The 26,479-nt window shown below is 64.0% G+C and carries 27 protein-coding genes and 1 tRNA gene; 18 read left to right on the top strand and 10 right to left on the bottom strand.

Going from position 1 to position 26,479, the window contains the following annotated elements:
- Position 1 precedes the first annotated feature (1 nt).
- Both LCF60_RS03785 and LCF60_RS03780 read left to right on the top strand, forming a co-directional pair.
- On the top strand, positions 2-1,306 hold the full coding sequence (locus LCF60_RS03785) for a c-type cytochrome (RefSeq protein ID WP_292289742.1): 1,305 nt from the start codon (positions 2-4) through the stop codon (positions 1,304-1,306).
- Complete coding sequence (locus tag LCF60_RS03780) at positions 1,303-1,431, top strand: hypothetical protein (RefSeq protein WP_292289778.1); 129 nt, start codon at positions 1,303-1,305, stop codon at positions 1,429-1,431. Before LCF60_RS03785 ends, LCF60_RS03780 begins: the two co-directional genes overlap by 4 nt.
- 4 nt (positions 1,432-1,435) lie before the next feature.
- Here the strand turns inward: LCF60_RS03780 and LCF60_RS03775 are convergent, their stop codons facing one another.
- Positions 1,436-2,239 (bottom strand): aspartate dehydrogenase, encoded by an 804-nt coding sequence (locus LCF60_RS03775; protein WP_292289741.1) that lies wholly within the window; start codon positions 2,237-2,239, stop codon positions 1,436-1,438.
- A complete protein-coding gene (locus LCF60_RS03770) occupies positions 2,236-3,450 on the bottom strand; it encodes a pyridoxal phosphate-dependent aminotransferase (protein WP_292289740.1) in 1,215 nt (404 codons plus the stop codon). Before LCF60_RS03770 ends, LCF60_RS03775 begins: the two co-directional genes overlap by 4 nt.
- A 437-nt stretch (positions 3,451-3,887) precedes the next feature.
- Between LCF60_RS03770 and LCF60_RS03765 the strand changes: the two genes are divergently transcribed.
- From LCF60_RS03765 to LCF60_RS03755, 3 genes are read left to right on the top strand one after another with little or no spacing between them, the layout of a single operon-like run.
- Positions 3,888-4,070: a hypothetical protein gene (locus LCF60_RS03765; RefSeq protein WP_292289739.1), complete on the top strand. Its 183-nt coding sequence runs from the start codon at positions 3,888-3,890 to the stop codon at positions 4,068-4,070.
- A gap of 43 nt (positions 4,071-4,113) precedes the next feature.
- Entirely contained in the window at positions 4,114-5,550 is a 1,437-nt protein-coding gene (gene xylB, locus LCF60_RS03760; RefSeq protein ID WP_292289737.1) for a xylulokinase, read from the top strand.
- A 35-nt stretch (positions 5,551-5,585) separates the two neighbouring features.
- On the top strand, positions 5,586-6,263 hold the full coding sequence (locus tag LCF60_RS03755; protein ID WP_292289735.1) for an alpha/beta hydrolase: 678 nt from the start codon (positions 5,586-5,588) through the stop codon (positions 6,261-6,263).
- Between the two features lie 26 nt (positions 6,264-6,289).
- On the opposite strand, the gene LCF60_RS03750 is transcribed toward LCF60_RS03755, so the two are convergent.
- Positions 6,290-6,366 (bottom strand) — tRNA-Arg (locus LCF60_RS03750).
- Positions 6,367-6,473: 107 nt separating this feature from the next.
- Here LCF60_RS03750 and LCF60_RS03745 point away from each other — a divergent pair.
- On the top strand, positions 6,474-6,977 hold the full coding sequence (locus tag LCF60_RS03745) for a superoxide dismutase family protein (RefSeq protein ID WP_292289734.1): 504 nt from the start codon (positions 6,474-6,476) through the stop codon (positions 6,975-6,977).
- Between the two features lie 14 nt (positions 6,978-6,991).
- On the opposite strand, the gene LCF60_RS03740 is transcribed toward LCF60_RS03745, so the two are convergent.
- The gene (locus LCF60_RS03740) at positions 6,992-7,456 is read right to left on the bottom strand and encodes a GNAT family N-acetyltransferase (RefSeq protein ID WP_292289732.1); all 465 of its coding nucleotides are present in this window, start codon (positions 7,454-7,456) and stop codon (positions 6,992-6,994) included.
- Complete coding sequence (locus LCF60_RS03735) at positions 7,456-7,767, bottom strand: ETC complex I subunit (protein ID WP_292289731.1); 312 nt, start codon at positions 7,765-7,767, stop codon at positions 7,456-7,458. Before LCF60_RS03735 ends, LCF60_RS03740 begins: the two co-directional genes overlap by 1 nt.
- Positions 7,768-8,186: 419 nt before the next feature.
- Between LCF60_RS03735 and uvrB the strand changes: the two genes are divergently transcribed.
- The gene (gene uvrB, locus LCF60_RS03730; protein WP_292289729.1) at positions 8,187-10,367 is read left to right on the top strand and encodes an excinuclease ABC subunit UvrB; all 2,181 of its coding nucleotides are present in this window, start codon (positions 8,187-8,189) and stop codon (positions 10,365-10,367) included.
- 168 nt (positions 10,368-10,535) lie between these two features.
- Here uvrB and LCF60_RS03725 read toward each other — a convergent pair whose 3' ends face one another.
- A complete protein-coding gene (locus tag LCF60_RS03725) occupies positions 10,536-10,820 on the bottom strand; it encodes a zf-TFIIB domain-containing protein (protein ID WP_292289728.1) in 285 nt (94 codons plus the stop codon).
- Positions 10,821-10,946: 126 nt separating this feature from the next.
- Between LCF60_RS03725 and LCF60_RS03720 the strand changes: the two genes are divergently transcribed.
- The 11 genes from LCF60_RS03720 to LCF60_RS03670 all read left to right on the top strand — a co-directional run bounded on the left by LCF60_RS03720 (position 10,947) and on the right by LCF60_RS03670 (position 21,838).
- Positions 10,947-11,405, top strand: a complete 459-nt coding sequence (locus LCF60_RS03720) for an excinuclease ABC subunit B (RefSeq protein ID WP_292289727.1) — start codon at positions 10,947-10,949, stop codon at positions 11,403-11,405.
- A 95-nt stretch (positions 11,406-11,500) separates the two neighbouring features.
- Entirely contained in the window at positions 11,501-11,878 is a 378-nt protein-coding gene (locus LCF60_RS03715; protein ID WP_292289726.1) for an excinuclease ABC subunit B, read from the top strand.
- Positions 11,879-11,918: 40 nt separating this feature from the next.
- On the top strand, positions 11,919-14,369 hold the full coding sequence (hrpB, locus tag LCF60_RS03710) for an ATP-dependent helicase HrpB (protein ID WP_292289725.1): 2,451 nt from the start codon (positions 11,919-11,921) through the stop codon (positions 14,367-14,369).
- A gap of 41 nt (positions 14,370-14,410) precedes the next feature.
- On the top strand, positions 14,411-15,304 hold the full coding sequence (gene ttcA / locus LCF60_RS03705; RefSeq protein ID WP_292289723.1) for a tRNA 2-thiocytidine(32) synthetase TtcA: 894 nt from the start codon (positions 14,411-14,413) through the stop codon (positions 15,302-15,304).
- Between the two features lie 101 nt (positions 15,305-15,405).
- Positions 15,406-16,899, top strand: a complete 1,494-nt coding sequence (locus LCF60_RS03700) for a GGDEF domain-containing phosphodiesterase (protein WP_292289722.1) — start codon at positions 15,406-15,408, stop codon at positions 16,897-16,899.
- 143 nt (positions 16,900-17,042) lie between these two features.
- Positions 17,043-18,857 (top strand): membrane protein insertase YidC, encoded by a 1,815-nt coding sequence (gene yidC / locus LCF60_RS03695; RefSeq protein WP_292289721.1) that lies wholly within the window; start codon positions 17,043-17,045, stop codon positions 18,855-18,857.
- Complete coding sequence (locus LCF60_RS03690; RefSeq protein WP_292289719.1) at positions 18,854-19,042, top strand: hypothetical protein; 189 nt, start codon at positions 18,854-18,856, stop codon at positions 19,040-19,042. Before yidC ends, LCF60_RS03690 begins: the two co-directional genes overlap by 4 nt.
- A 40-nt stretch (positions 19,043-19,082) precedes the next feature.
- Complete coding sequence (gene yihA, locus LCF60_RS03685) at positions 19,083-19,694, top strand: ribosome biogenesis GTP-binding protein YihA/YsxC (protein ID WP_292289774.1); 612 nt, start codon at positions 19,083-19,085, stop codon at positions 19,692-19,694.
- 90 nt (positions 19,695-19,784) lie between these two features.
- A complete protein-coding gene (argB, locus tag LCF60_RS03680) occupies positions 19,785-20,654 on the top strand; it encodes an acetylglutamate kinase (protein WP_292289717.1) in 870 nt (289 codons plus the stop codon).
- Positions 20,651-21,304 (top strand): ferredoxin, encoded by a 654-nt coding sequence (locus LCF60_RS03675; RefSeq protein ID WP_292289715.1) that lies wholly within the window; start codon positions 20,651-20,653, stop codon positions 21,302-21,304. Before argB ends, LCF60_RS03675 begins: the two co-directional genes overlap by 4 nt.
- 27 nt (positions 21,305-21,331) lie before the next feature.
- Positions 21,332-21,838: a histidine phosphatase family protein gene (locus LCF60_RS03670; protein WP_292289714.1), complete on the top strand. Its 507-nt coding sequence runs from the start codon at positions 21,332-21,334 to the stop codon at positions 21,836-21,838.
- 63 nt (positions 21,839-21,901) lie between these two features.
- On the opposite strand, the gene LCF60_RS03665 is transcribed toward LCF60_RS03670, so the two are convergent.
- The 4 genes from LCF60_RS03665 to LCF60_RS03650 all read right to left on the bottom strand — a co-directional run bounded on the left by LCF60_RS03665 (position 21,902) and on the right by LCF60_RS03650 (position 26,343).
- Positions 21,902-22,675 (bottom strand): amino acid ABC transporter ATP-binding protein, encoded by a 774-nt coding sequence (locus LCF60_RS03665; protein WP_292289712.1) that lies wholly within the window; start codon positions 22,673-22,675, stop codon positions 21,902-21,904.
- Positions 22,676-22,686: 11 nt separating this feature from the next.
- Complete coding sequence (locus tag LCF60_RS03660; RefSeq protein WP_292289711.1) at positions 22,687-23,982, bottom strand: amino acid ABC transporter permease; 1,296 nt, start codon at positions 23,980-23,982, stop codon at positions 22,687-22,689.
- A gap of 1 nt (position 23,983) precedes the next feature.
- The gene (locus tag LCF60_RS03655) at positions 23,984-25,198 is read right to left on the bottom strand and encodes an ABC transporter permease subunit (protein WP_292289709.1); all 1,215 of its coding nucleotides are present in this window, start codon (positions 25,196-25,198) and stop codon (positions 23,984-23,986) included.
- Between the two features lie 128 nt (positions 25,199-25,326).
- A complete protein-coding gene (locus LCF60_RS03650; RefSeq protein ID WP_292289707.1) occupies positions 25,327-26,343 on the bottom strand; it encodes an amino acid ABC transporter substrate-binding protein in 1,017 nt (338 codons plus the stop codon).
- Positions 26,344-26,479: the final 136 nt, after the last annotated feature.

Genomic DNA, 26,479 nt, shown 5'->3' with positions numbered 1-26,479 from the left:
CATGCGGCTGGTTCTTGCCACCTGCGCCGGGTTGTTCTGCACGGCCCCGGTCGCAGCGGACGAGTTCTTCACGCTTCAAGGCCATGGCGGCCCCATCATGGGGATCGCCGTGTCCGACACCGACCAGATCGCGACCGTGAGTTTCGACAACGCGGTGGGGCTCTGGACGGGGTCCGATCCGCTCTGGTTCGACGGACACGAGGCGGCGGTGAACGCCGTGGTGATCGCGCCGGATGGAACGGTCTATTCCGCCGGGGACGATTTCACGCTGCGCGTTTGGTCGGATGACGGCACCGAGCAAGCCGTCTGGACGGGCCACAAGGGCAAGATCGTGTCGCTGGCCTTGTCCCCCGATGGCGGAACCGTTGCGTCGGCCAGTTGGGACGGCAGTATCGGGCTTTGGTCTTTGGACGGGTCGGAGGCGCAGTTTCTGACCGGACATGCCGGGCCGGTGAACGACGTGGCCTTCACGCGGGATGGCCACGGCCTGTATTCCGCATCCGCCGATGGCAGCATCCGTCTGTGGGATGTCCAAAACGCCCGCGAAACGCTGCGCGTGACCGGGCACGGCTTCGGCGTCAACGAAGTGGAGCTGAACGAGGACGCGGGCTGGCTGGCTTATGGCGCGGTCGATGGCGGGACACGTGTGCTCGATCTGGCGACGGGCGACACGGTGGCCGATCTGACGCTTGACCGTCGCCCGATCCTGGCGATGGCGACCAGCCCGGATGGCGCGCATCTGGCGGTGGGGGATGGAGAGGGCTATATCATGGTGGTGAACACGCGCGACTGGCGCATCACCCGCGATTTCCGCGCCACAGAACGTGGTCCGGTCTGGGCGCTGGCGTTCTCGCGCGATGGCGGCAACATCCATGCGGGCGGGCTGGATCCGCGTCTGTATTCCTGGCCCATCGCCGCGATGGACGCGGCCGATCCGATTGCCACCGGATCGCCCGGCTTTCTGGCCGATGCCGACACGATGCCCAATGGCGAACGCCAGTTCATGCGCAAATGTTCGATCTGCCACACATTGACGCCGGGCAGCGCGCGCCGCGCCGGGCCAAGCCTTTACGACCTGTTCGGGCGGCAGGCCGGCACGGTCGCGGATTACAGCTATTCGGATGCGCTGGACGGGTCGGCCATCATCTGGGACGAAGACACGATTGATGCTCTTTTCGACATCGGCCCGGAGCATTACATTCCCGGAACCAAGATGCCCATGCAACGGATCACGGGGGCGCAGGACCGCGCCGATCTCGTGACCTATCTGCGTCGGGAAACCGCGCCCAAGGAGAGTTCGCCGTGAAAGCCATGCTAGTTGGATTTGTCGCCATCGCCGTGATCGCCGTCGGCGCGGACTACACCCTTGACCAGATGGGGTGGAGCGCCCAGGAACAAGGCGCCTCGCCGTCTTCGGTCCGTCTGGACTGAGCGGTCAGGTTCCGACCCGAAGCACCGCCGTCTTCTGACGCAGGAGCGCAATCACGCTGAGCGCGGTGATCTTGCCCGTGGCGGGGTTTTCGTCGGACGGGCGGTTCTGGATCGTCATTTCGAAATCCGAACTGTCCGACGTCACCCGCACGGTGTGCCTGTTCTTGTCAAGCGCCGGATCGGCCCAGACCTCCATCCGCGTCCTGTCGGGGCCAAAGCCCGCGAGGCTGACCGCGACAGCGACATTGACGTTTGCCGGGAACACCTTGGCCACTTCCGTCACGGCTCCACCCAGCACCAGAACGGGCTCGGACAGGTTGCCGAGGTCGATCTTGTTGTCGATCACGTAGGGTGCCTTGGCAAGTCCCGCGACGGGCTTGCGGGTCTCGATCACAACCGAATGCAGCTCGCCCACTGCGGCGCCCTTTATGGCATCGAGGCCCAGCATCGCCCCGGAAGGAACGGTGATCCTTGCACCGGTTTCTTCCGCCAGATCGAACAGCGCGTCCTGTCCGAGAAGCTGGCTTGCCGACAGCACGACAAGTTCCTTGCCCGCCTGCACCACCGGCGTTGCAAGGTCCATGAAACGCTGCGGCGGCAGGGTTTCGATGATGATGTCGCAATGGGCGGCGATCTCGCTCAGCGCATAGACCGGCGCGGGTTTTGACAGGGTGGCATTCGCCTCTGCCGCGCGGTCGGCGTTGCGGGCGCTGATGCCCGCCAGTTCACAGCCGGGGATGCCGCCCCGGTCCAGTTCCTGCGCAACCCGAAGGCCGATTGCGCCCATGCCTGCGATGCCGATCTTCATGCGCGATACCTTTCGACCATTTCGACAATACGGTGTGCGGCCGCGACCGACGCCGCGTGATCCTGCGAGAAATTGAGCCGCACGCTTTTGGCGGTATGCGGTGCGAATTCAGACCCCGGCGTGACCGTGACCCCGGCCTGAAGGCGCAGGAGGCGGGCGAAATCTTCGGGCGACACCACGAGCTCCGGCAGTTCGGGGAACAGGTAGCTGCCCGCCTGAGGGCAGGCTGTCGGGAACCCGGCGGCGCGAAAGATCGCCAGCAGGTCATCGCGGATCGCCTCATGCTGGGCGATGCGTGTCTCCATCCAGCTCTCGGGTTCATGGAACCACGTCCTGAGCGCCGCCTGGGAATAGCCCGCCGCGCGCAGCGACACGATGGCCTGAAGCTTCTCCATCCGCTCGATCAGGGACGCCGTGCCAAACGCCACGCCTAGGCGGAACCCGCTGAGCGATTCCGTTTTGGACGGACCCATGATGGTGATGAGGTTTTTCGGACGCTCTGCACAGGCGCGCATGTGGGTGTAGCTCTCACCGCTATAAAGCAGGCGGGAATACAGCTGATCGACGATGACGGTGACGTTGTACTGCGCGGCAAGCCGGGCGATTTCGATGATCGCATCGTCCTGGGTGACCACGCCTGTCGGGTTGTTCGGGGTGGAAAACACCAGAACCTCGGCCCCGGCCTCGAACGCGGCCTCCAGCTGGCCAAGATCGGGGCCGCGCTGCGGGGCGTCTTCGTGGTAGTGCAAGGCGACGGGCAGGATCTCACCGCCGAAGAACGTGACCAGTTTGCGGTTTGCAAAGTAATCCGGCTCCATGATGGCGACCTTGGTGCCACGGTCGACGACCGCGCCAAGGGCGAGGAACAGCGCGCCCTGGGTGCCCGGTGTGATGATCAGCTCGTCCACCGGGTCGACCGGCGCGCCCGTAAAGGCGGCGAGGCTGGCAGCGACATCATTGCGGATCGCCGCAGCGCCTCGGTATTCGGTATAGGCCTGCGATGCGCCGGCATCAAAACCCTCTTCCCACGCCGCCCGCGCACCGGGGGTGGGTTCGAACGCATCGACATCGCCATGCGAGAAATCGACCGGGACGCCGGTCAGGATGTCTCCGCGCATCACCGATTTCAGGTCCTCCGCGTTTTGCCGCACCTCCTGCCCCGGTGCGTTGTCGGCCCCAAGCCGTGCGAATTTGGCATCAAGATTGCTCATGTCCCGCTCCCTCATGGTTTGGTTCTGTCTAGCCCGACTTCCGACGTTGCGCCAGTTCAAGCGATCCGGCCGGAATGCAGCTTTGCGGGTGACAAATCGCAGGGAATCAGATAGTTGCCCGCCGACTCGCGCCCTGATTGTGGGAAAGCCTCAGCATGCATGCCAAGATCGGCGCATCTGCGGGACAAGCGCGCGGGTTCGAAACGCGGGTCGCAAGACCTTTTGAGCATGTTCAGAAAGTGCATGTTTATGTCCGAAGGACAGTCACGGGACAGTGGTCGCGTGGCGAAGTGGGTCAACGAGTAGTTCCAAGGTCATCAGACCCGAAAACCGGCCAACGCGGCGGGCACGGAGGCTCGTCACGCGCCGGACATTCAAAATCTGCGTGATCCGAGCAGTTCGCCAAGGACGACGTTTGATGTCATTGAAAGGCAAGTATGGACCTGACTGCGTTGAATGAAGCAATCGCTGAATATCTGACACTGCAACACAAGGTTTACCACAGCGACTGGCCGGCCGACGTGCTCTGCGAGGTGCTGGCGAAGATCGAAGAGGAAAGCGGTCGGCAGGCCGTCATCGGCGTTCTGGAAGCCGCGCTCGGGGTCGCAAAGGCAGGCTGATGCGCGTCTTGCGCCGTTGTTAGCGCTGACGTAAACCTGCGCCATGTTTCTTGGCATCGACATAGGCACGTCCGCGGTCAAGGTGATCTGCACCGACGGCACCGAGATTTTCGCATCGGCGAGCGCCGATCTGACGGTGCAATCGCCGCATTCCGGCTGGTCGGAACAGGATCCGCAGGCCTGGTGGACAGCGACCTGTCACGCCTTGGCCGAGATGGGCCGGACGCAGCCCCTCGCCGCGATCACCGCCATCGGCCTGTCCGGTCAGATGCACGGCGCGGTCCTGCTGGATGCGCGGCACGACGTATTGCGCCCCGCCATTCTGTGGAACGACAGCCGGTCGATCGAAGAATGCGCATATCTGCGCGAGGCCGTGCCGGAGATCGGTGCGATTTCAGGCATCTTGCCCCTGCCCGGCTTTACCGCGCCCAAACTGATGTGGGTGGCACGCCACGAGCCGGACTTGCACAGCCGGATCGCGCATGTCCTCTTGCCCAAGGATTACATCGGTCTGCGACTGCACGGGGGCGTTGCAACCGACCCTTCGGATGCAGCGGGCACGCTGTGGCTGGACCAGGCCGCCCGCGACTGGAGCAGCGTCATCGCCGAAGCCAGCGCAACGGACCCCGATTGGCTGCCGCGGCTCGCGGACGGGCAGGAGGTGGTCGGACAGGTCACGCGGCAGGCCGCCATTGAGACCGGGCTGCGCGCCGGAATCCCGGTCGTGGCCGGGGGCGGAGATGCGGCAACCGGAGCGGTGTCCCTGGGGGCCACCGAGGCCGGGCGCGGCTTCATCTCGTTGGGCACGTCGGGGCAGTTGTTCGTGGCCGGGGAGGCGTATCATCCGAACCCGGACAGGTTCGTGCATGCCTTTGCGCACACGGTGCCGGACCGCTGGTACCAGATGGCGGCCATGCTGAACGGGGCGCGGCCCATCGCGTGGCTGGCCGGGCAGCTTGGCGTCAGCGCCGCAGAGGTCGTGGCCTTGGCCGAACGCGCCGACCCGTCCCGTGTGCCGACCTTCCTGCCCTACCTGACCGGCGAACGCAGCCCGCATGGAGATCCGCATATCCGCGCGGTGTTCTTCGGGCTCGAGGACAGCACCGACCGTGCCGCCCTGTGTCGCGCCGTGGTCGAGGCGGTGGCCTTCACCTTCGCCGATGCGGTGCAGAGTTTCGGCGACACCCTCAGGGATCTGCCCCATCTTTCGGCCATTGGCGGCGGCAGCAGGTCGCCCTTCCTGCTGCAACTGATCGCCAGCGCCACCGGCACGACGATCGCGCGCACCACGGGGTCGGATGCAGGCCCGGCGATGGGGGCCGCGCGTCTTGCCGCCTGCGGCGTCGGGGCAATGCACCTGTCCGATCTGGGCCGGCAGCCCACCCTCTCGGACCGGTTCGATCCGGACCCGTCGCAGGCGCTGGACGAAAGACTGGAACGCTATCGCGGGCTATATCGTACCTTGAAGGGTTTCGCCTGACGCACGAGGGCGCGGGACGTTTGCGAGGACGCGGCATGACCGAGACGATCTACCTGCACGGCGCGGGTCTCAATGCCGAAAGCTGGGGCAATGTGCCGGGCCGCGCGCTCAATCTGCCGGGATACGGAGAACGGCCCCGTGCCTTGGCCCCGACCGTGGACGCGATGGCCGACGCGCTCGAGGATGACATCCCCGCCGGCGCGGCCCTGGTCGGCCACAGCTTGGGCGGCATGGTTGCGCTGACACTGGCGGCCCGCCTGTCCGAGCGCGTCCGCGCGCTGGTGCTGGTCGACACGCCCCTGTCGCTGCGGGCCCCGGGCGCGCAGCGATTCGGGCCGACGCTGGCGCCCTTGTCCGTGCGCTTGCTGGGACCGAAATGGATCGGGCGGCTGGTGTCCTATCGCATCGAGACCCCGTCCAGCCGCGCCGATTTCCACCGCTGGCTGGAAGCGAATGATCCCGACGCCCTGACGGACGCCCTGACCGCCGCCGCCACGTTCGACGGCGAACCGCTGGCGCGCCGGATCAGGATGCCGGTCCTGGCGATCTACGGGACCCAGAGCTTTCTGACCCGCGGGCCGGAAAAGCGCCGCCTGAAAGCAGTCTGTCCCCAGGCCCGGTGCGTGACCTTCGACACCGGTCACATGATCCCGCTCGACCGCCCGGCCGAAATGCAGACGGCGATCACCGACTTTCTGGCGGCGCACCCGTGATGGATGCCGATGGTCGAGGATAAAGTTGGCGATCCCTTGAGGACTCGAACCCCAAACCTGCTGATTAGAAGTCAGCTGCTCTATCCAGTTGAGCTAAGGGACCGCTGAGGTGGGATTACGACAGGCGGAACGGGTCGTCAAAGGGTGATTGGAACCGCGTTCGGAAAGGCTGCGTTTCGATGACAGTCAACCGAACGAAAGGAAACCGTCATGCGACTCACCCTCTTTGCCGCCGCCACCGCCCTGTTGCCCGCCTTGCCGCTCGCGGCGCAGGACGTGGCCACCGCCGACGTCACCAACCGCGACGGCACGTCCCTTGGCACGGTCACGCTGACGCCGCAGCCCTCGGGCACCATGCTGGTCGAACTCGAGCTGGACTCGGTTCCGTCGGGCACCCATGCCGTGCATCTGCACGAAACCGGCGATTGTTCGGCGGATGATTTCACCTCGGCCGGCGGACATATCGCAGGCGACATGCAACATGGCATCAGCGTCAATGGCGGACCGCATCCCGGCGACCTTCCGAACGTGACCATCGGCGACGACGGCAGCCTGACAGCCGATTTCTTCAATCCTCACCTGTCGCTCGACGAGATGATCTTCGACGAAGATGGCGCGGCCTTCATCATGCATGCCGGTGCGGATGACTATACCAGCCAGCCGGCCGGGGATGCCGGGGACCGGATCGCCTGCGGTGCGTTTTCCGGGCCTTGATCAGCCGAGGCGTGTCAGATCGCGCGTGTCATGAAGACGCTGAGCGGGTCATCGACATAGTCCGCGAAGGGCGGGCAATAACCGAATCCCTGGCGCTCGTAGAGGCGGCGCGCCGGGGCGAACAGGTCTTCCGAACCGGTTTCCAGGCTGATCCGCGTCATTCCAAAGGATCGGGCTTGCGTGATCACGTGCTGCACCAGCGCCGCCCCGACGCCCATGCTGCGGGCCTCGGCCTTGGTGTGCATGGATTTCAGTTCGCCATGGGTCGCATCCAGCGGCTTGAGCGCGGCGATGCCCAGCATGTCGCCCGCGTTGCGCAACGCGTAGACATGGGCGCCGGCCGCGAACAGGTCATCGGCCGTCATCACGTGACAGCTTTCCTGCGGCGTCTGCGCCTGCATCATTTCGAAATGTCTGCCGAGCAGGTCCGCAACATCCCAGGTCAAGGCCACGACCGGATCAATGCGGAAGCTGTTCATCAGTGCGTCCAGGCACCCTTGCGGTCGACGGCGAAATTTTCGGCATAGCCGCGCGGGCGGATGTTCGGCTTGCGCTTGTTGGGCTGGAACTGCACCACCTCGATGCCGTGATCCTTGGCATAATCCTTCGCCGCCTCCAGCGTGTCGAACGTGAGCCGCACCTGGCTTTGCGTGTCGGTCGAGGATGTCCACCCCATCAGCGGGTCAATGCCGCGCGGGCTTTCGGGGGCAAATTCCAGAACCCAATGATGCGTCTTCGCGCTGCCGGAAGACATCGCGGTTCTGGACGGCTGGTAAATTCGCGCTCGCATGGGTCTCACCTGATCTGTCTGTCCACTGGATATGGGCAAAAACGGCCCAAGGCGCAAGGCGTTCCAAGTCATCACACTGTCGCAGGGCCGGAGGCAAAAGTGCAAGCAGGGTGCCATTCGCCGACGAACCGCGGGGAGCGAGGGGTGGGTGTATGCGGCCCGAAACAAATTAAACCAACTGCTTGCCGGTAAAAGGTACCCAATTCATGCAAGTTTTAAAGAAAAAAAGCCTCGGGGGGTGCAATTCCCGCCGTTGCGGGCGCAAGTATTGCGTCCGAAAGGCAAGAAAACAGGGCATTTGCAGCCACCTGAGCCAATATGCGACCCAGGTTGCATTTTCGCCCGTCCCGCCCCATTTTTGAGGCTCTGCCTTCTTATCGCACCTGTCCTTGCGGCAGCCTGATTCCGTCCGGAGACCCATGTCCGATACCCAGCTCCTGCATTCCCCCGCCCCCGATGTCCGGGCGCGCGAAAAGCTCGAAGGCGGAATCCGCTTTCGCATGGCGACCGATTTCGAACCGGCGGGCGATCAGCCCAACGCGATCCGGGACCTGTCGGCAGGTGTCCGTGACGGCGAACGCGACCAGGTGCTTCTGGGCGCGACCGGCACCGGCAAGACCTTTACGATGGCCAAGGTGATCGAGGAGACCCAGCGTCCGGCAATCATCCTTGCGCCCAACAAGACACTCGCGGCGCAGCTTTACGGAGAATTCAAAGGCTTTTTCCCGGACAACGCGGTCGAGTATTTCGTCAGCTACTACGACTACTATCAGCCCGAAGCCTATGTCCCGCGCTCGGACACCTATATCGAGAAGGAAAGCCAGATCAACGAACAGATCGACCGGATGCGCCACTCGGCCACCCGGGCGCTTCTGGAACGCGACGACGTGATCATCGTCGCGTCGGTGTCCTGCATCTATGGTATCGGCTCCGTCGAGACCTATGGCGCGATGACGCAGGATCTGCATGTCGGCAAGAGCTATGACCAGCGCAAGGTGATGGCCGATCTCGTGGCCCAGCAATACCGGCGCAACGATCAGGCGTTCCAACGCGGGTCGTTTCGCGTGCGCGGGGATTCCCTGGAGATTTTCCCGGCGCACCTCGAGGATCGCGCCTGGAAACTGTCGTTCTTCGGGGATGAATTGGAGTCGATCACCGAGTTCGACCCGCTGACCGGCGAGAAGACAGACAGTTTCGAACGCATCCGCATCTATGCCAACAGTCACTACGTCACGCCCAAACCGACGATGCAGCAGGCGATGATCGGCATCAAGAAAGAGCTGCGCACGCGGCTGGATCAGCTTGTTGCCGATGGCAAGCTGCTTGAAGCACAGCGGCTGGAGCAGCGCACGAATTTCGACCTGGAGATGCTCGAGGCGACCGGCGTCTGCAACGGGATCGAGAATTATTCGCGGTACCTGACGGGCCGTGCGCCGGGCGAGCCGCCCCCCACCCTGTTCGAGTTCATCCCCGACACCGCGATCGTCTTTGCCGACGAGAGCCATGTCAGCGTTCCGCAGATCGGCGGCATGTACAAGGGCGACTTCCGTCGCAAGATGACGCTGGCTGAACACGGGTTCCGCCTGCCCTCCTGCATGGACAACCGCCCGCTCAAGTTCGAGGAATGGGACGCGATGCGCCCGCAATCGGTCTTCGTGTCCGCCACCCCCGCCAAGTGGGAGATCGAACAGACCGGCGGTGTGTTCACCGAACAGGTGATCCGCCCCACCGGCCTTCTGGACCCGATGGTGGAAATCCGCCCGGTCGAGATGCAGGTCGACGACTTGCTGGACGAGGTGCGCAAGGTTGCCGCCGATGGCTACCGCACGCTGGTCACCACGCTGACCAAGCGGATGGCCGAGGATTTGACGGAATACATGCACGAACAGGGCATCCGCGTGCGCTACATGCATTCCGATATCGACACGATCGAACGGATCGAAATCCTGCGCGACCTGCGGCTTGGCGCGTTCGACGTGCTGATCGGCATCAACCTGCTGCGCGAAGGTCTGGACATTCCCGAATGTGGGTTGGTCGCCATTCTGGACGCCGACAAGGAAGGGTTCCTGCGCTCGGAAACCTCATTGATCCAGACCATCGGCCGCGCCGCCCGCAACGCAGACGGCCGTGTCATCATGTATGCCGACCGGATCACCGGGTCGATGGAACGCGCGCTGGCCGAAACCGACCGCCGCCGCGCCAAGCAGATCGCCTATAACGAAGAACACGGCATCACCCCCGCGACGATCAAGAAGAACGTCGATGACATCCTTCAGGGGCTCTACAAGGGCGACGTGGACATGAACCGCGTGACCGCCAAGGTCGACAAGCCACTTGCCGGCGCAAACCTGAAAACGGTTCTCGACGGGCTGCGGACCGATATGCGCAAGGCCGCCGAGAACCTCGAGTTCGAAGAGGCGGCGCGCTTGCGCGACGAGGTCAAACGTCTGGAAGCCGTGGATTTGGCGATTGCCGACGACCCGCTGGCGCGTCAGTCGGCGGTCGAGGCGGCATCCGATGCGGCGACCAAGGCATCCGGGCGGTCCACGGCCGGACGTCCGGGGCAACGCGGCGGGAATGTGAAGCGGCGGAAGAAGTGACGGCCAGGCGTGCCGATCTACGGCACACCCGAACGATCAGATAAACGGCACAAACGGCACGCCGCAGGCGCTCAGGGCCATCAAGCTCGCAATCGCAATCCAAACACGCATGACCAGGGCTCCTTGCCGGCAGATCGGACATCAACGTCCGACCTGTCGGCACCTTGATCAGAAGTCGAACAGATCCTCAAGGAAGCCGCCACGCTTTTTCTTGCGGTAGCCGCCCTGTCCGGGATATCCGCGCTGGCCTCTCTGATCGCCATATTCGTCCGGATCGCGGGGAAGCGCATGTTGCGGCGGCGACGGCGCGGGGGTGAAATCGGCGCTGCGGTCGATGATCTTGTCGAGTTCACCCCGGTCCAGCCAGACACCCCGGCATTGCGGGCAATAATCGATCTCCACGCCGGAGCGTTCGGCGATCACAAGCTCGGTTCCGTCGATCGGGCATTTCATGGCGGCTCTCCTCTGAGTTACCCTAGGTGAGATATGCATGCGGCGCGCAATTTCATCCCTTTGGCATGCTGTTTTCATCCGAAGGCTGGTGCAGCGCGACCCGGACGCTATCATTAGGGCATGCGCATGTTGACCCTCGCCCTTGCCTGCATGGCCGCGCCCGCGACCGCCTGGGAATTCACCCCGGTTCCGATCTGCACGCTGTTCCATCAGGGTGCGGACATGGCTGTCATGGTGACGTATGATCCCGGCATCGGGGAATACGCGATCCAGTTGTCGCGCGAAGGCGGCTGGCCCGAGGGCGACGTTTTCTCGATGCGGTTCGAAGGCCCGCGCGGCCTGACCATCTCGACCGACAGGCACCGGATCGAGGCCGAGGACACGCGCACCCTGACGGTGCGGGACAGGGGCTTCGGCAACGTCCTGAACGGCCTGCATTTCAACTCCCGCGCCTTTGCGGTTCTGGGCGATCTGGAGGTGCCTTTGTCGCTTGAGGGCGCGGCCCCTGCGGTCGAGGCGTTCCGCAATTGCCCCGCGGATCAGCTTGTGTCGGCCCCGGTTTCGGAATTCTCAGCCAAGTCGTGACACGCGCCCCTGCGCGGCAGGGATCACAGGCTTCGGCCACGCGCCGGCCTGCCAAGTCCATTGCCGACACATCCCCGGTGGGATAGCCTTGGCGCATGCGAGTCCTGATCCCGATCTTCGTTTTGCTGGCCGCCTGCGCCACTCCGCAGGAGCGCTGCATCAACGATGCCGCGGGCCCCTACCGAGCTGCGCTCAAGGAACGTGCCGACATCGCACGATCCCTGTCGCGCGGATTCGATACGGTGACCGAATACGAAACCCGCCGCGTCTTTACCCGCTGCAAGGTTGCGGAAGACAAGTTCGTGCCCTGCTGGGATCGCGAGACCTATCCGGTGACCCGTCGGGTGCCTGTCGACCGCGCTGCGTTGCAGGCCCGCGATGCCCAGCTTGCCCGCGATCTGCCCGGGCTGGAGCGCGCCGCCGAGCGGGGCACGGCGGCCTGTTTGCAAGCCTTCCCCGAAGACGAGGCGTGATCGACTTGCCCACCAGACCCGGCCCGGCCTGGAAGACCGCATGACCCGGCTTCCCATCGAAGATGCCCTGCCCGCCCTTCTGGCGCACCTGTGTGACGTGGGCCGTGCCGTGCTGCAAGCCCCGCCCGGCGCGGGCAAGACGACCCGCGTGCCGCTGGCGATGCTCGAGGCGGGCGTGACGCCGCAGAAGATCGTGATGCTGGAACCGCGCCGCCTTGCCGCCCGCGCCGCCGCCGAGCGGATGGCCCAGACGCTGGGCGAACCCGCCGGCCAGACCGTGGGGTACCGGGTGCGCGGCGAGGCCAAGGTGTCGAAGGCGACGCGGATCGAGGTGGTCACCGAAGGCATCCTGACGCGGATGATCCAGTCCGACCCGGAGCTGCGCGGCATCGGCGCGGTGATCTTCGACGAATTCCACGAGCGGTCGCTGAACGCGGATTTGGGCCTGGCGCTGTGCCTCGAAATCACCGGAGCGCTGCGCAGTGACCTGATCCTGCTGGCGATGTCCGCGACGCTGGATGCGGCCCCGGTGGCAGAGCTGATGCAGGCGCCGATCGTCACCTCCGAAGGCCGCAGCTTTCCGGTCGAGACCCGCTGGCTGGACCGACCATTGCCCAAGGCGATACGGTTCGAGGCCGCGATGGCGGACCTCGTGGCACGGGCCGCGACCGAGACCGACGGCGGCATCCTGGCCTTTCTTCCCGGCGAAGGCGAGATCCGGCGCGTGCAGGCCGTGCTGGAGGGGCGGCTGCCCAAGACCTGCACGATACGGCCGCTTTTCGGGGCAATGCCCTTCAAGGCCCAGCAAGAGGCGATCCGCCCCGAAAGCGGCGGCCGCAAGGTGGTGCTGGCGACATCGATCGCGGAAACCTCGCTGACCATCGAGGACATCCGCGTGGTTGTCGATGGCGGTCGCGCGCGGCGCGCGCGGTTCGATCCGGGGTCGGGCATGTCGCGGCTGGTCACGGAAAAGGTGACCAAGGCCGAAGCCACCCAGCGCGCGGGCCGTGCCGGCCGGGTCGCCGACGGGGTCGCGTACCGGCTCTGGACCAAAGGGGAGGACGGCGCATTGGCCGCCTTCCCGCCAGCCGAGATCGAGGCGGCGGACCTTGCCGGGCTGGCGCTGGAACTGGCGCTCTGGGGGGCGCAACCGGGTGATCTGCCGTTTCTGACCACCCCGCCCGAGGGTGCCTATGCCGAAGCGCAAGCGCTGCTGCGGATGTTGGGGGCGCTTGATCGACTGAACCGCATGACCGATCACGGGCGGGTGCTTTCCGCGCTGCCGCTGCATCCCCGGCTGGCGCATATGCTGAGCGTCGCCGGACCGGAGGCGGCGGCGCTGGCCGCGCTGATGGCGGACCGCGATCCGGTTCAGGGCGGGGGCGTCGACCTTGGCCTGCGGCTGGAGGCGCTGCGCGATCCGAAGCGGTTTACCGACACACGGCGCGCGACGCTGAACCGGGGGGCGCTGGAGCGGATCCGGACCGAGGCCAAACGCCTCGCGCGGGTCGCGCCCGCCCGCAGCGGCACGGACCTTGGCCCGGCAGAGATGGCCGCTCTGGCCTATCCCGACCGGATCGGATTGCGCCGCAAGGGCGACGCGCCGCGCTATCAGCTCTCCGGCGGCAAGGGAGCGGTGATGGACGAGGGCGATCCGCTGGCCGGGGCGCGGTTGATCGTGGCGACCGATCTGGACGGCAATCCGCGTGAGGCGCGCATCCGACAGGCGATGCAGATCCCCGAAAGCGCGGTGCGCGCGCTTTACGCCGACCAGATCGCCTGGGTCGATACCTGCGCCTGGTCGAAACGCGACCGACGCGTGGTTTCGCGACAGCAGGAAAAGCTCGGGGCGATCGCGCTGGACGATCGCATCTGGAAGGACGCGCCGCCCGACGCGGTGGCGGCGGCGATGCTGGACGGCGTGCGCGATCTCGGCTTGGCCCCTGCGATGACGGATGCCGCGCGCCGGTTCGTGGCGCGGGTGACGCTGGCGCGCGAGGCCGGGCACGACCTTCCGGACATGTCGGAGGCGGCACTTCTCGAGACCTTGGAAACCTGGCTGCTGCCGCATCTGACAGGGGTGCGCAGCGCCGAGGACTGGAAGCGGTTCGACCTGCTCAATGCCTTGCGCCTCAGGCTGGACTGGGCCCAGATGCAGGCGGTGGAGAGCGCCGTTCCGGGCAGGTTCACCACACCCCTGGGGCGCGAGATTCCCATCGACTATACCGGCGAACACCCGGAGATCGCGTTGCGCCTGCAAGAGATGTTCGGCCAGAAGACACATCCGATGGTCGGCAAGACGCCCTTGCGGGTGACGCTTCTGTCGCCGGCCCGCCGTCCGGTCCAGACCACGATGGACCTGCCGGGGTTCTGGGCCGGCTCCTATGCCGATGTGCGCAAGGACATGCGCGCGGCCTATCCCAAACATCCCTGGCCCGAGGACCCGACCGAGGCAGACCCGACCCTGCGCGCCAAACCGCGTGCCCGCTGACAGGCCTTGCCGCATCGGACGATCCGCCGTAGACCGCGCCCATGCTTGATGATGCCGACGATATCCACCCGCTGTTCTACGGTGCGCCCAAGACCACCGAGTTCAAGAAGCTGCGCAAGCGGATCGTGCAGAACGTCCGCGAGGCGGTCGAACAATACGGCATGATCGAGCGCGACGCGCGCCATCCCGACGCGCCTCCGGCGCGCTGGCTGGTCTGCCTGTCGGGCGGCAAGGACAGCTATACGCTGCTTGCGGTGCTGCACGAGCTCAAGTGGCGCGGGCTGCTGCCGGTCGATCTTCTGGCGTGCAATCTCGATCAGGGGCAGCCGGGGTTCCCGGCGACGGTCCTGCCGGAATTTCTTGAAAAGATGGGCGTGCCGCACCGGATCGAGTACCAGGACACCTACTCCATCGTTGTCGACAAGGTGCCGCAGGGACGAACCTATTGCGCGCTCTGTTCGCGGCTGCGCCGGGGCAACCTGTACCGCGTCGCGCGCGAGGAAGGCTGTTCCGCGGTGGTGCTGGGCCATCACCGGGACGATATCCTCGAGACGTTCTTCATGAACCTGTTTCACGGCGGGCGGCTTGCCACGATGCCGCCGAAACTGGTCAACGAGGATGGCGATCTGTTTGTCTATCGCCCCCTGGCCCATGTTGCGGAGTCCGATTGCGAGAAATTCGCAAGGGCGATGAGCTATCCGATCATTCCCTGCGATCTGTGCGGCAGCCAAGACGGGCTGCAAAGACAGCAGGTCAAGGCCATTCTGGATGGCTGGGAAAAGAACAGCCCCGGCCGTCGTCAGGTGATGTTCCGCGCGCTGACCAATGCACGTCCATCGCATCTTCTGGACAACGATCTCTTTGATTTCAAGGAACTTTTCACCCAGCCCAAAGAGGATGCAGAGAATTTGACGGACATTCCAAGGCTCCGTTAAACCTTCGGTTACCAACTCCCGCCATCTTGCGTCGAACGAGTTTGGGGCATTGGGGCAAGACCGGGATGCGATCAGGATTTGACCAAAAACACCTTGTTTCGATGCTGGGGCGCGGCCTGCGCGGGCCGCAGATGCTGGCGTTCCTGCCGGCGATCTGCCTTGCGGCCTATTGGGGCGGTGGCGAGGCTCTGCTGGTCTTCTGTGCCCTGACGACGCCGCTTCTCTATGCGCTGACCGGCGGGTTTGGCCGGCTGCCGACGGACCCAACCCGGAGTGTCGGGCACAGGCAAACGGTCGAGTCCGCGGCGCAGGAATTTCTGGAAATCGCGCAGCACAATGGCCAGACAACCGCCTGTTTCCAATTGGGTATCAGCGGTCTGGATGACATCGCCGCAGGCCTGGGTGAAACGGTTGCAGACGAAGCGCGGCAGCTCCTGTCGGCGCGCCTGGCCTCCATGCTGAGGGAAACCGACGAATTGTTCCAGGTCGGCGACAAACGCCTTGCCATCCTGATCGCACCGGGATTTCGGCTCAAGCTCGATACGCTGCTCGATCTGGCCAAACGGATGCGCGACGTCGCGGAAGAACCGCTCTCGCTGTCCGGGACGACACGGTATGTGTCGGTCAGTGTCGGGATCGCGTCTTCGCTGACCTTCGGGCGCAACGCCACGGCGCAGCAATGGCTCAGCTCGGCTGCCTTTGCGCTGGACGAGGCGATAGCGACAGGCGGATCCGCCACGCGTGTCTGGTCCGACAAGCTGTCCAGGCAACGCCAGTCGCGCCGCGACCTGCACCACGACATCATCACCGCGCTGGAAACCGGCCAGATCCAGGCCTTTTTCCAACCCCAGATCCGCGTCAAGACCGGTGACGTCGTCGGGATGGAGGCGCTGGCACGGTGGGATCATCCGACGCGCGGATGCATTGCGCCGTCGGAATTCCTGCAGGCGATCCTCGACAGTGGGCAAATGGACAGGCTTGGCCAGACCATGCTGAGCCAGGCGCTTGGCGCGTTGCAGGGCTGGGATGACGCCGGGCTGGACGTTCCGACGGTCAGCGTGAACCTGTCGGGTGCCGAACTGCGCAATCCCGATCTCGCGGCGCATATCGCGACCGACCTGGATCGCGCGGGCCTCGGGCCCGCCCGGCTTGTCATCGAGGTTCTGGAATCCGTGATCTCGGGTGATACCGACGACATCATCCGTCGCAATCTTGTTGCCCTGGCAGATCTCGGATGCCGGATCGACCTTGACGATTTCGGCACGGGGCATGCCTCGATCACGACGCTTCAGCACTTCCCGATCCAGCGGGTGAAGATCGACCAGAGTTTTGTGCAGCGCGCCGACAGGACCGACGACAAACGCCGGATGCTGGCGGCCATTCTCAGGCTGACGGACACGCTGGAGCTGGACGCTCTGGCCGAAGGCGTCGAAACCATCGGCGAACATGGGCTGCTGCGCGAGCTGGATTGCCGCTTCGCGCAAGGTTTCCTCTTTGCCGAACCCGCGACAGCCGCCGATGTCACAGAGTGGCTGCGCCAGCACCAGGCCCGCGACGCCGCAACCGGCGGCGCCCATCTTCGGCGCGTGAAATAACGCCTTTCGCGACGCCCGCAGAGTGATCAAATTCTGCTGAACAAATGACGCACCGGCCCGTCTTTCCAGTGAATCCGCTTGACCTTCGGAGGCTGTGCCTGTTGAACGCAGCGGTAATCCGAAAACCAAACGCGGCGGTCCCCATGGACGATCAGAACAAGAACCTTCTTATCGCGACAGCGCTCAGCTTTGCGGTCATTTTGGGGTGGTTTGTCCTGTTTCCGCCACCGGACCCGGCGCTTGATCCCGAAACCGATCTGCCGCCTGCCTCCGAAAGCGCGACACCCAACGTGGCCACGACGCCCGAGGCAGCCCCAGCAGACTCGGCTGCCGCCACCCAGGCCGGACCGACCGAAGTGGCAGACGCGCCGCGCGTGCCGATTCAGACCGACCGGCTGCAAGGGTCGATTTCCCTTGCGGGCGGACGACTCGACGACCTGTCGCTGAAGGATTACCAGGTCAGCCTTCGTGAAGGGGCTGATATCGTTCACCTTCTCAATCCGGTCGGATCGGCCAATCCGTATTACGCGCTGTTCGGCTGGGCCCCCGGCGGCGGCCTGACGATCGACGACGTGCCCAGCGTCCTGACCGACTGGACATTGGAATCCGGCGACACCTTGACCCCGGATTCGCCGGTAACGCTCAGCTGGCAAAGCCCCAGCGGCGCCACCTTCCGGCGCACGATCGAAGTTGACGACGACTTCATGTTCACGATCACCCAATCGGTCGAGAACACCAGCGGCAGCGCCATGAGCATCGCGCCCTACGGACTGATCGCGCGCCACGGAGAGCCGGAAGATCTCAAGAACTTCTTCATCCTGCATGAAGGCGTGGTTGCCATGGCCGATGGCACCTTGGCCGAAATCGATTATGGCGACATGACGGATTTTTCCGTCGTCGCCTCGGAAGGCGCGCGGGCCGAGGTCACTCAGGTCAATGAAAGCGGCTGGATCGGGTTTACCGACCATTACTGGATGACCGCCGTGATCCCGGATAGCGGCACCCCCTTCCGCCAGGTCGCCAAGTACAACGACGCCAGCAACATCTACCAGACCGAAGCGGTGCAGCCGACCGTCACGATCGCGCCGGGCCAGACCCAGGAAGTGACCACGCAGTTCTTTGCCGGCGCCAAGGAATGGGAAGCCATTCGCGACTATCAGGAAGCCGGGGTCGATCGGTTCGTCGACTCCATCGACTGGGGCTGGTTCTTTTTCCTGACCAAGCCGATCTTCTGGCTGCTGCATCACCTGAACCTTCTGATCGGCAACATGGGCTGGGCGATCATCGGTCTGACCCTGATCATCAAGGCGGTCCTGTTCCCGCTGGCCTACAAATCCTACGTTTCCATGGCGAAGATGAAGGAACTCCAGCCGGAAATGGAGAAGATCAAGGAGCGGGCGGGAGACGATCGCCAGAAGCTTCAGCAGGAAATGATGGAGATGTACAAGAAGGAAAAGGTGAACCCGGCCTCTGGCTGTTTGCCGATCCTGTTGCAGATCCCGATCTTCTTTTCGCTCTACAAGGTGATCTTCGTGACGCTGGAACTGCGTCATGCCCCCTGGCTTGGTCCGTTTCAGGATCTGTCGGCCCCTGACCCGACCTCGATCTTCAACGTGTTCGGCCTGCTGCCCTGGGCCGCGCCCGAACCGGGGTCGTTGCTGGCGCTGATCTTCATCGGCATCCTGCCGCTGCTTCTCGGGATCTCGATGTGGCTGCAGCAGAAGCTGAACCCGGCGCCCACCGACCCGACGCAGCAGATGATCTTTGCCTGGATGCCGTGGGTGTTCATGTTCATGCTGGGCGGGTTTGCCAGCGGGCTGGTGGTCTACTGGATCGCGAACAACACGATCACCTTCACCCAGCAATATCTCATCATGCGGACGCAGGGCTACAAGCCGGATGTCTTCGGCAACATCAAGTCGAGCATCAAGCGCAACGCCAAGACGGGCGAAAAATGACAGCGCCCGTCCCCGGGACGTGGCTGCCCCCGATCAAGAGCCATGGTCGGGGGCCGCTGTTCCTGACGAGTATGCCGGGACGGGCGATGCCGTCGGACTGTCCGGGCGAGCTGGTTTTCGCGGCTGGGGCCGAGGTGACCGACAGCAGCCCCCTCCCGGTTGGAGCCGAGGTGCCCCGTGTCTGACAAGCAACTTCCCTTCCCGCTTGCCGAAGAGCCTGACGACATGTCCCGCGAGGTCGGGCGCAAGCTTTTCGCGGGCGAGATCGACTTTCTGAAAGGCGTGGTCGCCATGTCCGGTCTGCCTGCCGATGACCGGATCGAGGTCTGTTTCGCGGGCCGGTCCAATGTCGGGAAATCTTCTCTCATCAACGCGCTCACCGGGCGCAAGGCCCTGGCGCGAGCCTCGAACACGCCCGGTCGGACGCAGGAAATCAACTATTTCACGCTGGGGGATGCGCGCTACCTCGTCGACCTGCCGGGCTATGGCTATGCCAATGCGCCGGTGCAGGTGGTCGAGAAATGGCAGGCCCTTCTCAAGCAGTACCTGTCGGGTCGCGCCAGCCTGCGGCGGGCCTTCGTGCTGGTGGACAGCCGTCATGGCGTCAAGCCGGTGGACGAGGAGATCATGACCCTGCTCGACCGAAGCGCGGTCACCTTTCAGGTGGTGCTGACCAAGTGCGACAAGATCAAGCCTTCACATCATGACAGCCTGCTTGACCAGGTGCGCGGCGCGCTGTCCAAGCACCCGGCGGCCTATCCCGAACTGGTCCTGACCAGCAGCGAGAAGGGCGACGGCATCGCCACGTTGCGCAGCATCATCGCCGGGATCAGCTAGGGCGGGTTCGGCAAAACGGCTTGCCTCCGGAGCAGCCATGTCGCACACAAGACCTGCGTCAGACATGACTCTGGCAAGGACAGAAACACGATGAAATCCCGAGATATGAACCACGACTGGATCGCCACCGCCCGCACCCTGTCCGAAGCCCTGCCCTACATGCAGCGGTATGCGGGGGCGATCGTCGTGGTGAAATTCGGCGGCAACGCCATGGGCGACGATGCCGCAATGGCCGAATTCGCGCGCGATATCGTGCTGATGCGACAGGTCGGCATCAACCCCGTCGTGGTGCATGGCGGCGGCCCGATGATCAACGACATGCTGACCAAGCTGGGCATCAAGTCGGAATTCGTGCGCGGCAAGCGCGTCACCGACAAGGCCACGGTGCAGGTTGTCGAGATGGTGCTGACCGGTCTGGTCAACAAGCGGATCGTGCAGGCCATCATGGATGAAGGGGGCCGGGCCGTGGGGCTGTCGGGCAAGGATGACGACCTGATGGTCTGCGAGGCCGACGATCCCGAGCTGGGTTTTGTCGGGCGGCCGGTCGAGATGAACCCTCAGGTCCTGCGCGACCTGTTCAAGGCGGGGATCATTCCGGTGGTGGCGCCTGTCGCCACGGGCATGGGGCCGAACGAGACCTTCAACGTGAACGGTGACACTGCTGCCGGTGCGGTTGCCGGCGCGCTCAAGGCGGATCGGCTCTTGTTGCTGACCGATGTCAGCGGCGTGAAGGATACCGGCGGCAATGTCGTGACCTCCATGACCCCCGAAGAGGTCAGGAGCATGATCGCCGATGGCACCATCGGGGGAGGCATGATCCCCAAGACGGAAACCGCGCTGAAGGCGATCGAGGACGGGGTCCGCGCTGTCGTGATCCTGGACGGGCGCGTGCCCAATGCCTGCCTGCTGGAGCTTTTCACCGAGCATGGCGCGGGTTCGCTGATCCGCGCGCTTCGGTGACGCTCGCCCAGATCGACGCCTCGGCCCGCGCGCTCGGGCTTGCCGTGCGCGGCGCCTTTCACCCCACTGCCGACGACGCCGCGCCGGACGGCACCGGCACGCTGATCCTGCTTGGCCCGGACGAGCCCGCGTTCTGGCGCACTTTTCTGGCATCGCCGGAATATCGCGACGGTGCCCCGCATCGCCTGGATCGCTGGTCAAAGCGTGTGGTCTCAGAATTGGCGCAGCCGCTGCGCGGAGCAGCGATCTTTCCCTATGATGGCCCGCCCTATGCGCCGTTCCTGTGGTGGGCCGAGCGCAGCGGGGAATGCTGGTCTTCGCCGGTCGGGTTGTTGGTGCACGCCACCGCCGGGCTGTTCATCAGCTTCCGCGCAGCGCTGGCGGTGCCGGAGAGGCTGACGCTGGCGTCCGCACCCGACTCCCCCTGCCTGTCCTGCGACGACCGTCCCTGTGAGAGCGCCTGCCCTGTCGGCGCGCTTGGGCCGGGACAGGCCTATGACGTCCCGGCCTGCGTGGCGCACCTGAAAAGCCCTGCCGGTGCGGCCTGCCGGAACGGGTGCCTTGTGCGCCAATCCTGTCCGGTGTCACGCCGGTTTGGCCGGGTGCCGGAACAATCCGCTTTTCACATGCGCGCATTTTTGGGACAGTGAGGCCAATCCAAGGAAAGGCGGGTGTTCGTGAAACGATTGATCCTGATGCGGCATGCCAAATCGGACTGGTCCGCAAGCGGTGACGATCACAGCCGCCCCCTCAACGCGCGCGGGTTCGCCAGTGCTCCGGCCATGGGCGACTGGTTGCGGCGCAGGGGCTGGCTGCCGGACGAGGTTTTGTGCTCGACGTCGACACGCACGCGGCAGACGCTGAACCTGTTGGCCTTGCCGGAGGTCCCGACCCGGTTTGAACGGTCGCTTTACCTGGCTGAACCCGACGACATCCTAGATGTGCTGTACACCGCCAACGCAGACACGATCCTGTTGATCGGCCACAATTTCGGGATCGCCGAATGTGCGCATCAGCTTGTGAAGACACGGCCCGATCATCCGCGCTTCGGCGACTATCCGACCTGCGCCACCAGCCTGATCTCGTTTCCGATCGGCGGCTGGACGGATGTCAGGTGGCATATCGGACACTGCGAGGATTTCGCAATCCCGCGCGAGGTCATTGCCGAAACCACGTCAGACTGAACTCCGACAAAAAAACTCCGGGCCACGGCCCGGAGTTCTGGGGTCTGCCGAAAACGGTCCGGATCAGTGCCCGAGGATCTGGCTCAGGAACAGCTTGGTCCGCTCGTTCTGCGGATTGTTGAAGAACTCTTCGGGTTCGTTCTGTTCCACGATCTGTCCCGCATCCATGAAGATCACGCGGTTCGCCACCTGGCGCGCAAAGCCCATCTCGTGCGTGACGCAGATCATCGTCATGCCTTCCTCGGCAAGGCTCACCATCGTGTCGAGAACCTCCTTGATCATCTCGGGGTCAAGCGCCGAAGTCGGTTCGTCAAAGAGCATGATGCGCGGCTTCATGCAGAGCGACCGGGCAATCGCGACGCGCTGCTGCTGACCGCCGGACAGCTGGCCGGGGTACTTGTTGGCCTGCTCGGGGATCTTCACCTTCTCGAGGAAATGCATCGCGGTTTCCTCGGCCTCGCGCTTGGGCGTCTTGCGCACCCAGATCGGGGCCAGCGTGCAGTTTTCCAGGATGGTCAGATGCGGGAACAGGTTGAAGTGCTGGAACACCATGCCGACCTCGGACCGGATCGTGTCGATGTTCTTGATGTCCGACGACAGGACCGTTCCGTCGACGGTGATCTTGCCCTTCTGGTGTTCCTCCAGCGCGTTGATACAGCGGATCAGCGTGGACTTGCCCGACCCGGAGGGGCCAGCGATGACGATCCGCTCGCCGCGGTAGACGGTCAGGTCGATGTCGCGCAGAACGTGGAACGTTCCGAACCACTTGTTCATGTTCTCGATCTGGATCGCCATCTCGTCCGAGACAGCCAGTTGTGCAGGTGCAGGTTCAGCCATGTTCGGCCTCCTTATCGGTGATCGGTGGCAAGCTGACGCTCGAGCCACTGGGAATACTTGGAGATGGTGAAGCAGACGATGAAGAACACGAAGACCGCAAAGCCCCAGAGTTCCCAGTAGACGCCGTTCCATTCGGTCGAGGCCAGGATCGGACCCCGGATCATGCCGACAAGGTCGAACATCGAGATGATGGCGACAAGCGTCGTGTCCTTGAAGAGCCCCACCGCGACGTTCACGATGCCGGGGATCGAGATCTTCAGGGCCTGCGGCAGGATGATCAGGCGCATGGACTGCGCGTAGTCAAGCCCGAGGCTGTTGGCCGCCTCGTACTGACCGCGCGGCAGCGCCGCCAGACCACCCCGGATCACCTCGGCGATATAGGCCGAGGCGAAGGCCGTGATCATGATGATCACCCGGAGCACGAGGTCGATATTGGAGCCCGGCGGGAAGAAATACGCCAGCACCACGTTGGCCACGAACAGCAGGGTGATGAGCGGCACACCCCGGATGAATTCGATGAAGACAACGCAGATCCACTTGATGATCGGCATCGAGGATTGCCGGCCCAGAGCCAGCAGGATTCCGAAGGGCAGCGACAGCGACACGCAGACGGTGCCGAGGATCATGTTGAGCATGAAGCCGCCAAGATCGCGCGACCGGACCGCCTCGAGAGCAAGGACATCCGGCAAGGCGGCCGGGATGGTTCCGCCCACCCAGATCACGACGACGGTTGCCGCGAACCCGGCAAGCATGCCCATGGCAAAGCTCTGACGTTCGAACTGTTTGAAGGCGAAATAGCCCGCCGCAAAGCCGACGAGAACCATCAGCGGGATCAGCAGCGTACCGCCCCAGATCAGCCAATAGGCCAGGAACGGGTAGATCGCCGTGAAGGCCAGCATGTTGCGCGGCGCCTTGGGATAGAGCACGGGAACAAGCGCGACGATAAGCAGGACGAAGGCCAGGGTCGGCCGCCAATAGGCTTCCGGCGGATAGGTGAAGCCGAAGAGCAGCTGGTTCCAGCGTTCCGTCAGGACCGAGAAACAGGCCCCGGTCATGCCATCCAGCATCTCGCGGCACTCTGCCAACGAACTGGTGTTCCAGATGCCGTTGGCGAACCACGGATATGCCCCGGACACGATCTTGAAGATGATGTAGAGCGACACGATCGTCAGGATGGTATTGAACCAGCCTCGGAACAGGTTCTCGCGCACCCACTTGATCGCGCCCGCTTCGGTGACGGGGGGCGGCTGCTCGGGCAGCATGGTGTCGCGCACGAAGGCAACGGACTGTGCATGTGTGTCGGACATCTCAGCGCTCCTTCAGCTTAACGGAATTGTTGTAGACGTTCATGATCGCCGAGATCGCGAGCGAGATGGTGAGATAGAACAGCATCAGCAGGAAGATCGCCTCGATCGCCCGGCCGGTCTGGTTCAGGGTGATGCCGCCCAGCGTGCCGGTGAGGTCCATGTAGCCCACCGCGATGGCAAGCGACGAGTTCTTGGTGAGGTTCAGATACTGGGAAATCAGCGGCGGGATGATCACCCGCAGCGCCTGCGGCAGGATGACGAGGTTCATGATCCGGCGCGGCCGCAACCCCAGCGAGGCCGCCGCCTCGGTCTGTCCCTGGCTGACGGCAAGGATACCGGCGCGCACGTTTTCGGCGATGAAAGCGGCGGTATAGATCGACAGCGCGAACCAGAGCGAGATCAGCGAGTTCCGCATGAAGATGCCGCCCTGGAAGTTGAAGCCCTGAAGCGCGGGATAATCCAGCGTGATAGGCCGCCCCAGGAGGAAGTAGACAAGGATTGTCGGAACGAACAGGATCGCCAGCGAGGGCCAGAAGGTCGGGATCAGCTTGCCGCGGTCGTAAAGCGATTTCTTGGCGTAGTTCTTGAACGCGAAAATCCCGGCGACCGACGCCACGAACACGGCGATGACAAAGCCGGCCCCGGCACCGAGGATCGGCGCTGGCATGTAGAACCCGCGTCCGGTGAAGGCAAAGGCGCCCAGCACCATCGACGCTTCGGCATCATCCCCGCGGAAATCGCGCGGCTGTGGCAGGACGGCGATGAAGACCGCCATGATGATCAGAATCCAGATCAGCACCGGAACATTGCGGAAAATCTCGACATAGACCGACATCAGCTGGCGCACGAGCCAGTTGTTGCTCAGCCGGAGCACACCCACCACGACACCGATGACGGTCGCCATCAGGCAGCCCAGGAACGCCACGAGCAAGGTGTTCAGCACCCCGACAAGCGCCGCCTGCCAGTGCGAGGATTGGCTCGTGTACGGGATCAGTTTCTGGTTGATGTCATACCCGGCGGGTTCGCCAAGGAACTGGTAGGAAATGTTCAGGCCCGCGGCCTGAAGATTGTCCAGAAGATTGGACCCCAGATAGCCAAACGCCAGCACCAGCAACAAGAGCGCGACGAACTGGAACGTGTAGGACCGGTACCGGGTGTCGTTGATCAGCATGGATAGCCGAAACGACCCCGATGGTGGGTCTGAAATCGATGACATTATGTTATCCCTGTTTTCCCGGAATGCTGTGGCGGCGCTTTACGCGCTCTGATGCCGTATCCGAAGGCCGGTTCGTTGATTTGAAAAAGGGCGCGGAGTGAACCGCGCCCTTTTCCCGGAGCATGTGTTTACCGGAAGGGCGGCGAGTACAGCAGCCCACCCTCGGTCCACTGCGCGTTGAGACCGCGCGCCAGACCGATCGGCGTGTTCTCACCGATGTTCTTTTCGAACAGCTCACCGTAGTTGCCGCCGGCCTTGATGGCACGGACGGCCCAGTCGGCGTCAAGGCCGAGCATTTCGCCCAGAGTGCCTTCGGTGCCGAGCAGACGGTTGATTTCCGGGCTGTTGGTGCCCGAGGCCAGTTCGTCGATATTGGCCGAGGTCACACCCAGCTCTTCCGCCGCGATCAGGGCGTTCAGGGTCCAACGGGCGATATCGCCCCATTCGTTGTCGCCATGACGCACCAGCGGGCCAAGCGGCTCTTTCGAGATGATTTCCGGCAGGACCACGTGATCACCCGGGTTTTCGAATGCCGCACGTGTCGCGGCAAGGCCGGACGCGTCTGTCGTGTAGACGTCGCACGCGCCTTCAAGATAGAGCGGCTGTGCTTCGGCATTGGTCTCGATCGGAACCGGCTCGTAGCTGATGTTGTTCTTGCGGAAGTAGTCGGCAAGGTTCAGCTCGGTCGTGGTGCCGGTCTGGATGCAGACTGTCGCACCATCGAGTTCCTTGGCCGACGAGACGCCCAGTTCCTTCGGGATCATGAAGCCCTGGCCGTCGTAGTAGTTGATGCCGACGAATTCGAAACCAAGGTCGACATCGCGCGAGAACGTCCAGGTGGTGTTCCGGGCGAGCAGATCGATCTCACCGGATGCAAGCGCGGTGAAGCGCGTCTTGCCGGTGGTCGGCACGAATTCGACCGCGGTCGGGTCGCCGAGAACGGCGGCGGCAACCGCGCGGCATACGCCGACATCGAAGCCTTCCCATTCGCCGTTGGCGTTTGGCGCTGCAAATCCGACGAGACCGGTGGTCACGCCACAATTCAGCGTACCACGCGCCTTTACGTCGTCAAGCGTGGCAGCCGACGCAACACCGGCTGATAGGCCAGCCGCAGTCATCGCGCCAAGAATAACGATTCTATTCATTTTTACCTCTTCCTGTTGATCCGCACATCACAGCACGGTTTTTTGTCGAGCGTATCCACGCCCATACGACGAAAGTAGGGATGCCCCGACTTCCAATGCAGAGGATTTTGCGTGGATTCACTTCGATAGGTCAAGC

It is taken from the genome of Marivita sp. (genome assembly GCF_020055635.1).
Classification (GTDB): domain Bacteria; phylum Pseudomonadota; class Alphaproteobacteria; order Rhodobacterales; family Rhodobacteraceae; genus Marivita.
The sequence above is the reverse complement of the archived record's forward strand: the minus strand, read 5'-3'. Positions and strand labels throughout refer to the sequence as shown.

What these genes read in the sequence shown, in the direction of transcription:
- uvrB (WP_292289729.1), top strand. Translation starts at nt 8,187, where the DNA reads ATGTCCGATACCCAGCTCCTGCATTCCCCCGCCCCCGATGTCCGGGCG.
- LCF60_RS03720 (WP_292289727.1), top strand. Translation starts at nt 10,947, where the DNA reads ATGTTGACCCTCGCCCTTGCCTGCATGGCCGCGCCCGCGACCGCCTGG.
- LCF60_RS03690 (WP_292289719.1), top strand. Translation starts at nt 18,854, where the DNA reads ATGACAGCGCCCGTCCCCGGGACGTGGCTGCCCCCGATCAAGAGCCAT.
- LCF60_RS03740 (WP_292289732.1), bottom strand. Translation starts at nt 7,456, where the DNA reads ATGAACAGCTTCCGCATTGATCCGGTCGTGGCCTTGACCTGGGATGTT.
- LCF60_RS03765 (WP_292289739.1), top strand. Translation starts at nt 3,888, where the DNA reads ATGGACCTGACTGCGTTGAATGAAGCAATCGCTGAATATCTGACACTG.
- LCF60_RS03745 (WP_292289734.1), top strand. Translation starts at nt 6,474, where the DNA reads ATGCGACTCACCCTCTTTGCCGCCGCCACCGCCCTGTTGCCCGCCTTG.
- LCF60_RS03650 (WP_292289707.1), bottom strand. Translation starts at nt 26,343, where the DNA reads ATGAATAGAATCGTTATTCTTGGCGCGATGACTGCGGCTGGCCTATCA.
- LCF60_RS03655 (WP_292289709.1), bottom strand. Translation starts at nt 25,198, where the DNA reads ATGTCATCGATTTCAGACCCACCATCGGGGTCGTTTCGGCTATCCATG.
- LCF60_RS03770 (WP_292289740.1), bottom strand. Translation starts at nt 3,450, where the DNA reads ATGAGCAATCTTGATGCCAAATTCGCACGGCTTGGGGCCGACAACGCA.
- xylB (WP_292289737.1), top strand. Translation starts at nt 4,114, where the DNA reads ATGTTTCTTGGCATCGACATAGGCACGTCCGCGGTCAAGGTGATCTGC.
- LCF60_RS03700 (WP_292289722.1), top strand. Translation starts at nt 15,406, where the DNA reads ATGCTGGGGCGCGGCCTGCGCGGGCCGCAGATGCTGGCGTTCCTGCCG.
- hrpB (WP_292289725.1), top strand. Translation starts at nt 11,919, where the DNA reads ATGACCCGGCTTCCCATCGAAGATGCCCTGCCCGCCCTTCTGGCGCAC.
- LCF60_RS03725 (WP_292289728.1), bottom strand. Translation starts at nt 10,820, where the DNA reads ATGAAATGCCCGATCGACGGAACCGAGCTTGTGATCGCCGAACGCTCC.
- argB (WP_292289717.1), top strand. Translation starts at nt 19,785, where the DNA reads ATGAAATCCCGAGATATGAACCACGACTGGATCGCCACCGCCCGCACC.
- yihA (WP_292289774.1), top strand. Translation starts at nt 19,083, where the DNA reads ATGTCCCGCGAGGTCGGGCGCAAGCTTTTCGCGGGCGAGATCGACTTT.
- LCF60_RS03660 (WP_292289711.1), bottom strand. Translation starts at nt 23,982, where the DNA reads ATGTCCGACACACATGCACAGTCCGTTGCCTTCGTGCGCGACACCATG.
- LCF60_RS03785 (WP_292289742.1), top strand. Translation starts at nt 2, where the DNA reads ATGCGGCTGGTTCTTGCCACCTGCGCCGGGTTGTTCTGCACGGCCCCG.
- LCF60_RS03735 (WP_292289731.1), bottom strand. Translation starts at nt 7,767, where the DNA reads ATGCGAGCGCGAATTTACCAGCCGTCCAGAACCGCGATGTCTTCCGGC.
- LCF60_RS03755 (WP_292289735.1), top strand. Translation starts at nt 5,586, where the DNA reads ATGACCGAGACGATCTACCTGCACGGCGCGGGTCTCAATGCCGAAAGC.
- LCF60_RS03715 (WP_292289726.1), top strand. Translation starts at nt 11,501, where the DNA reads ATGCGAGTCCTGATCCCGATCTTCGTTTTGCTGGCCGCCTGCGCCACT.
- LCF60_RS03775 (WP_292289741.1), bottom strand. Translation starts at nt 2,239, where the DNA reads ATGAAGATCGGCATCGCAGGCATGGGCGCAATCGGCCTTCGGGTTGCG.
- yidC (WP_292289721.1), top strand. Translation starts at nt 17,043, where the DNA reads ATGGACGATCAGAACAAGAACCTTCTTATCGCGACAGCGCTCAGCTTT.
- LCF60_RS03665 (WP_292289712.1), bottom strand. Translation starts at nt 22,675, where the DNA reads ATGGCTGAACCTGCACCTGCACAACTGGCTGTCTCGGACGAGATGGCG.
- ttcA (WP_292289723.1), top strand. Translation starts at nt 14,411, where the DNA reads ATGCTTGATGATGCCGACGATATCCACCCGCTGTTCTACGGTGCGCCC.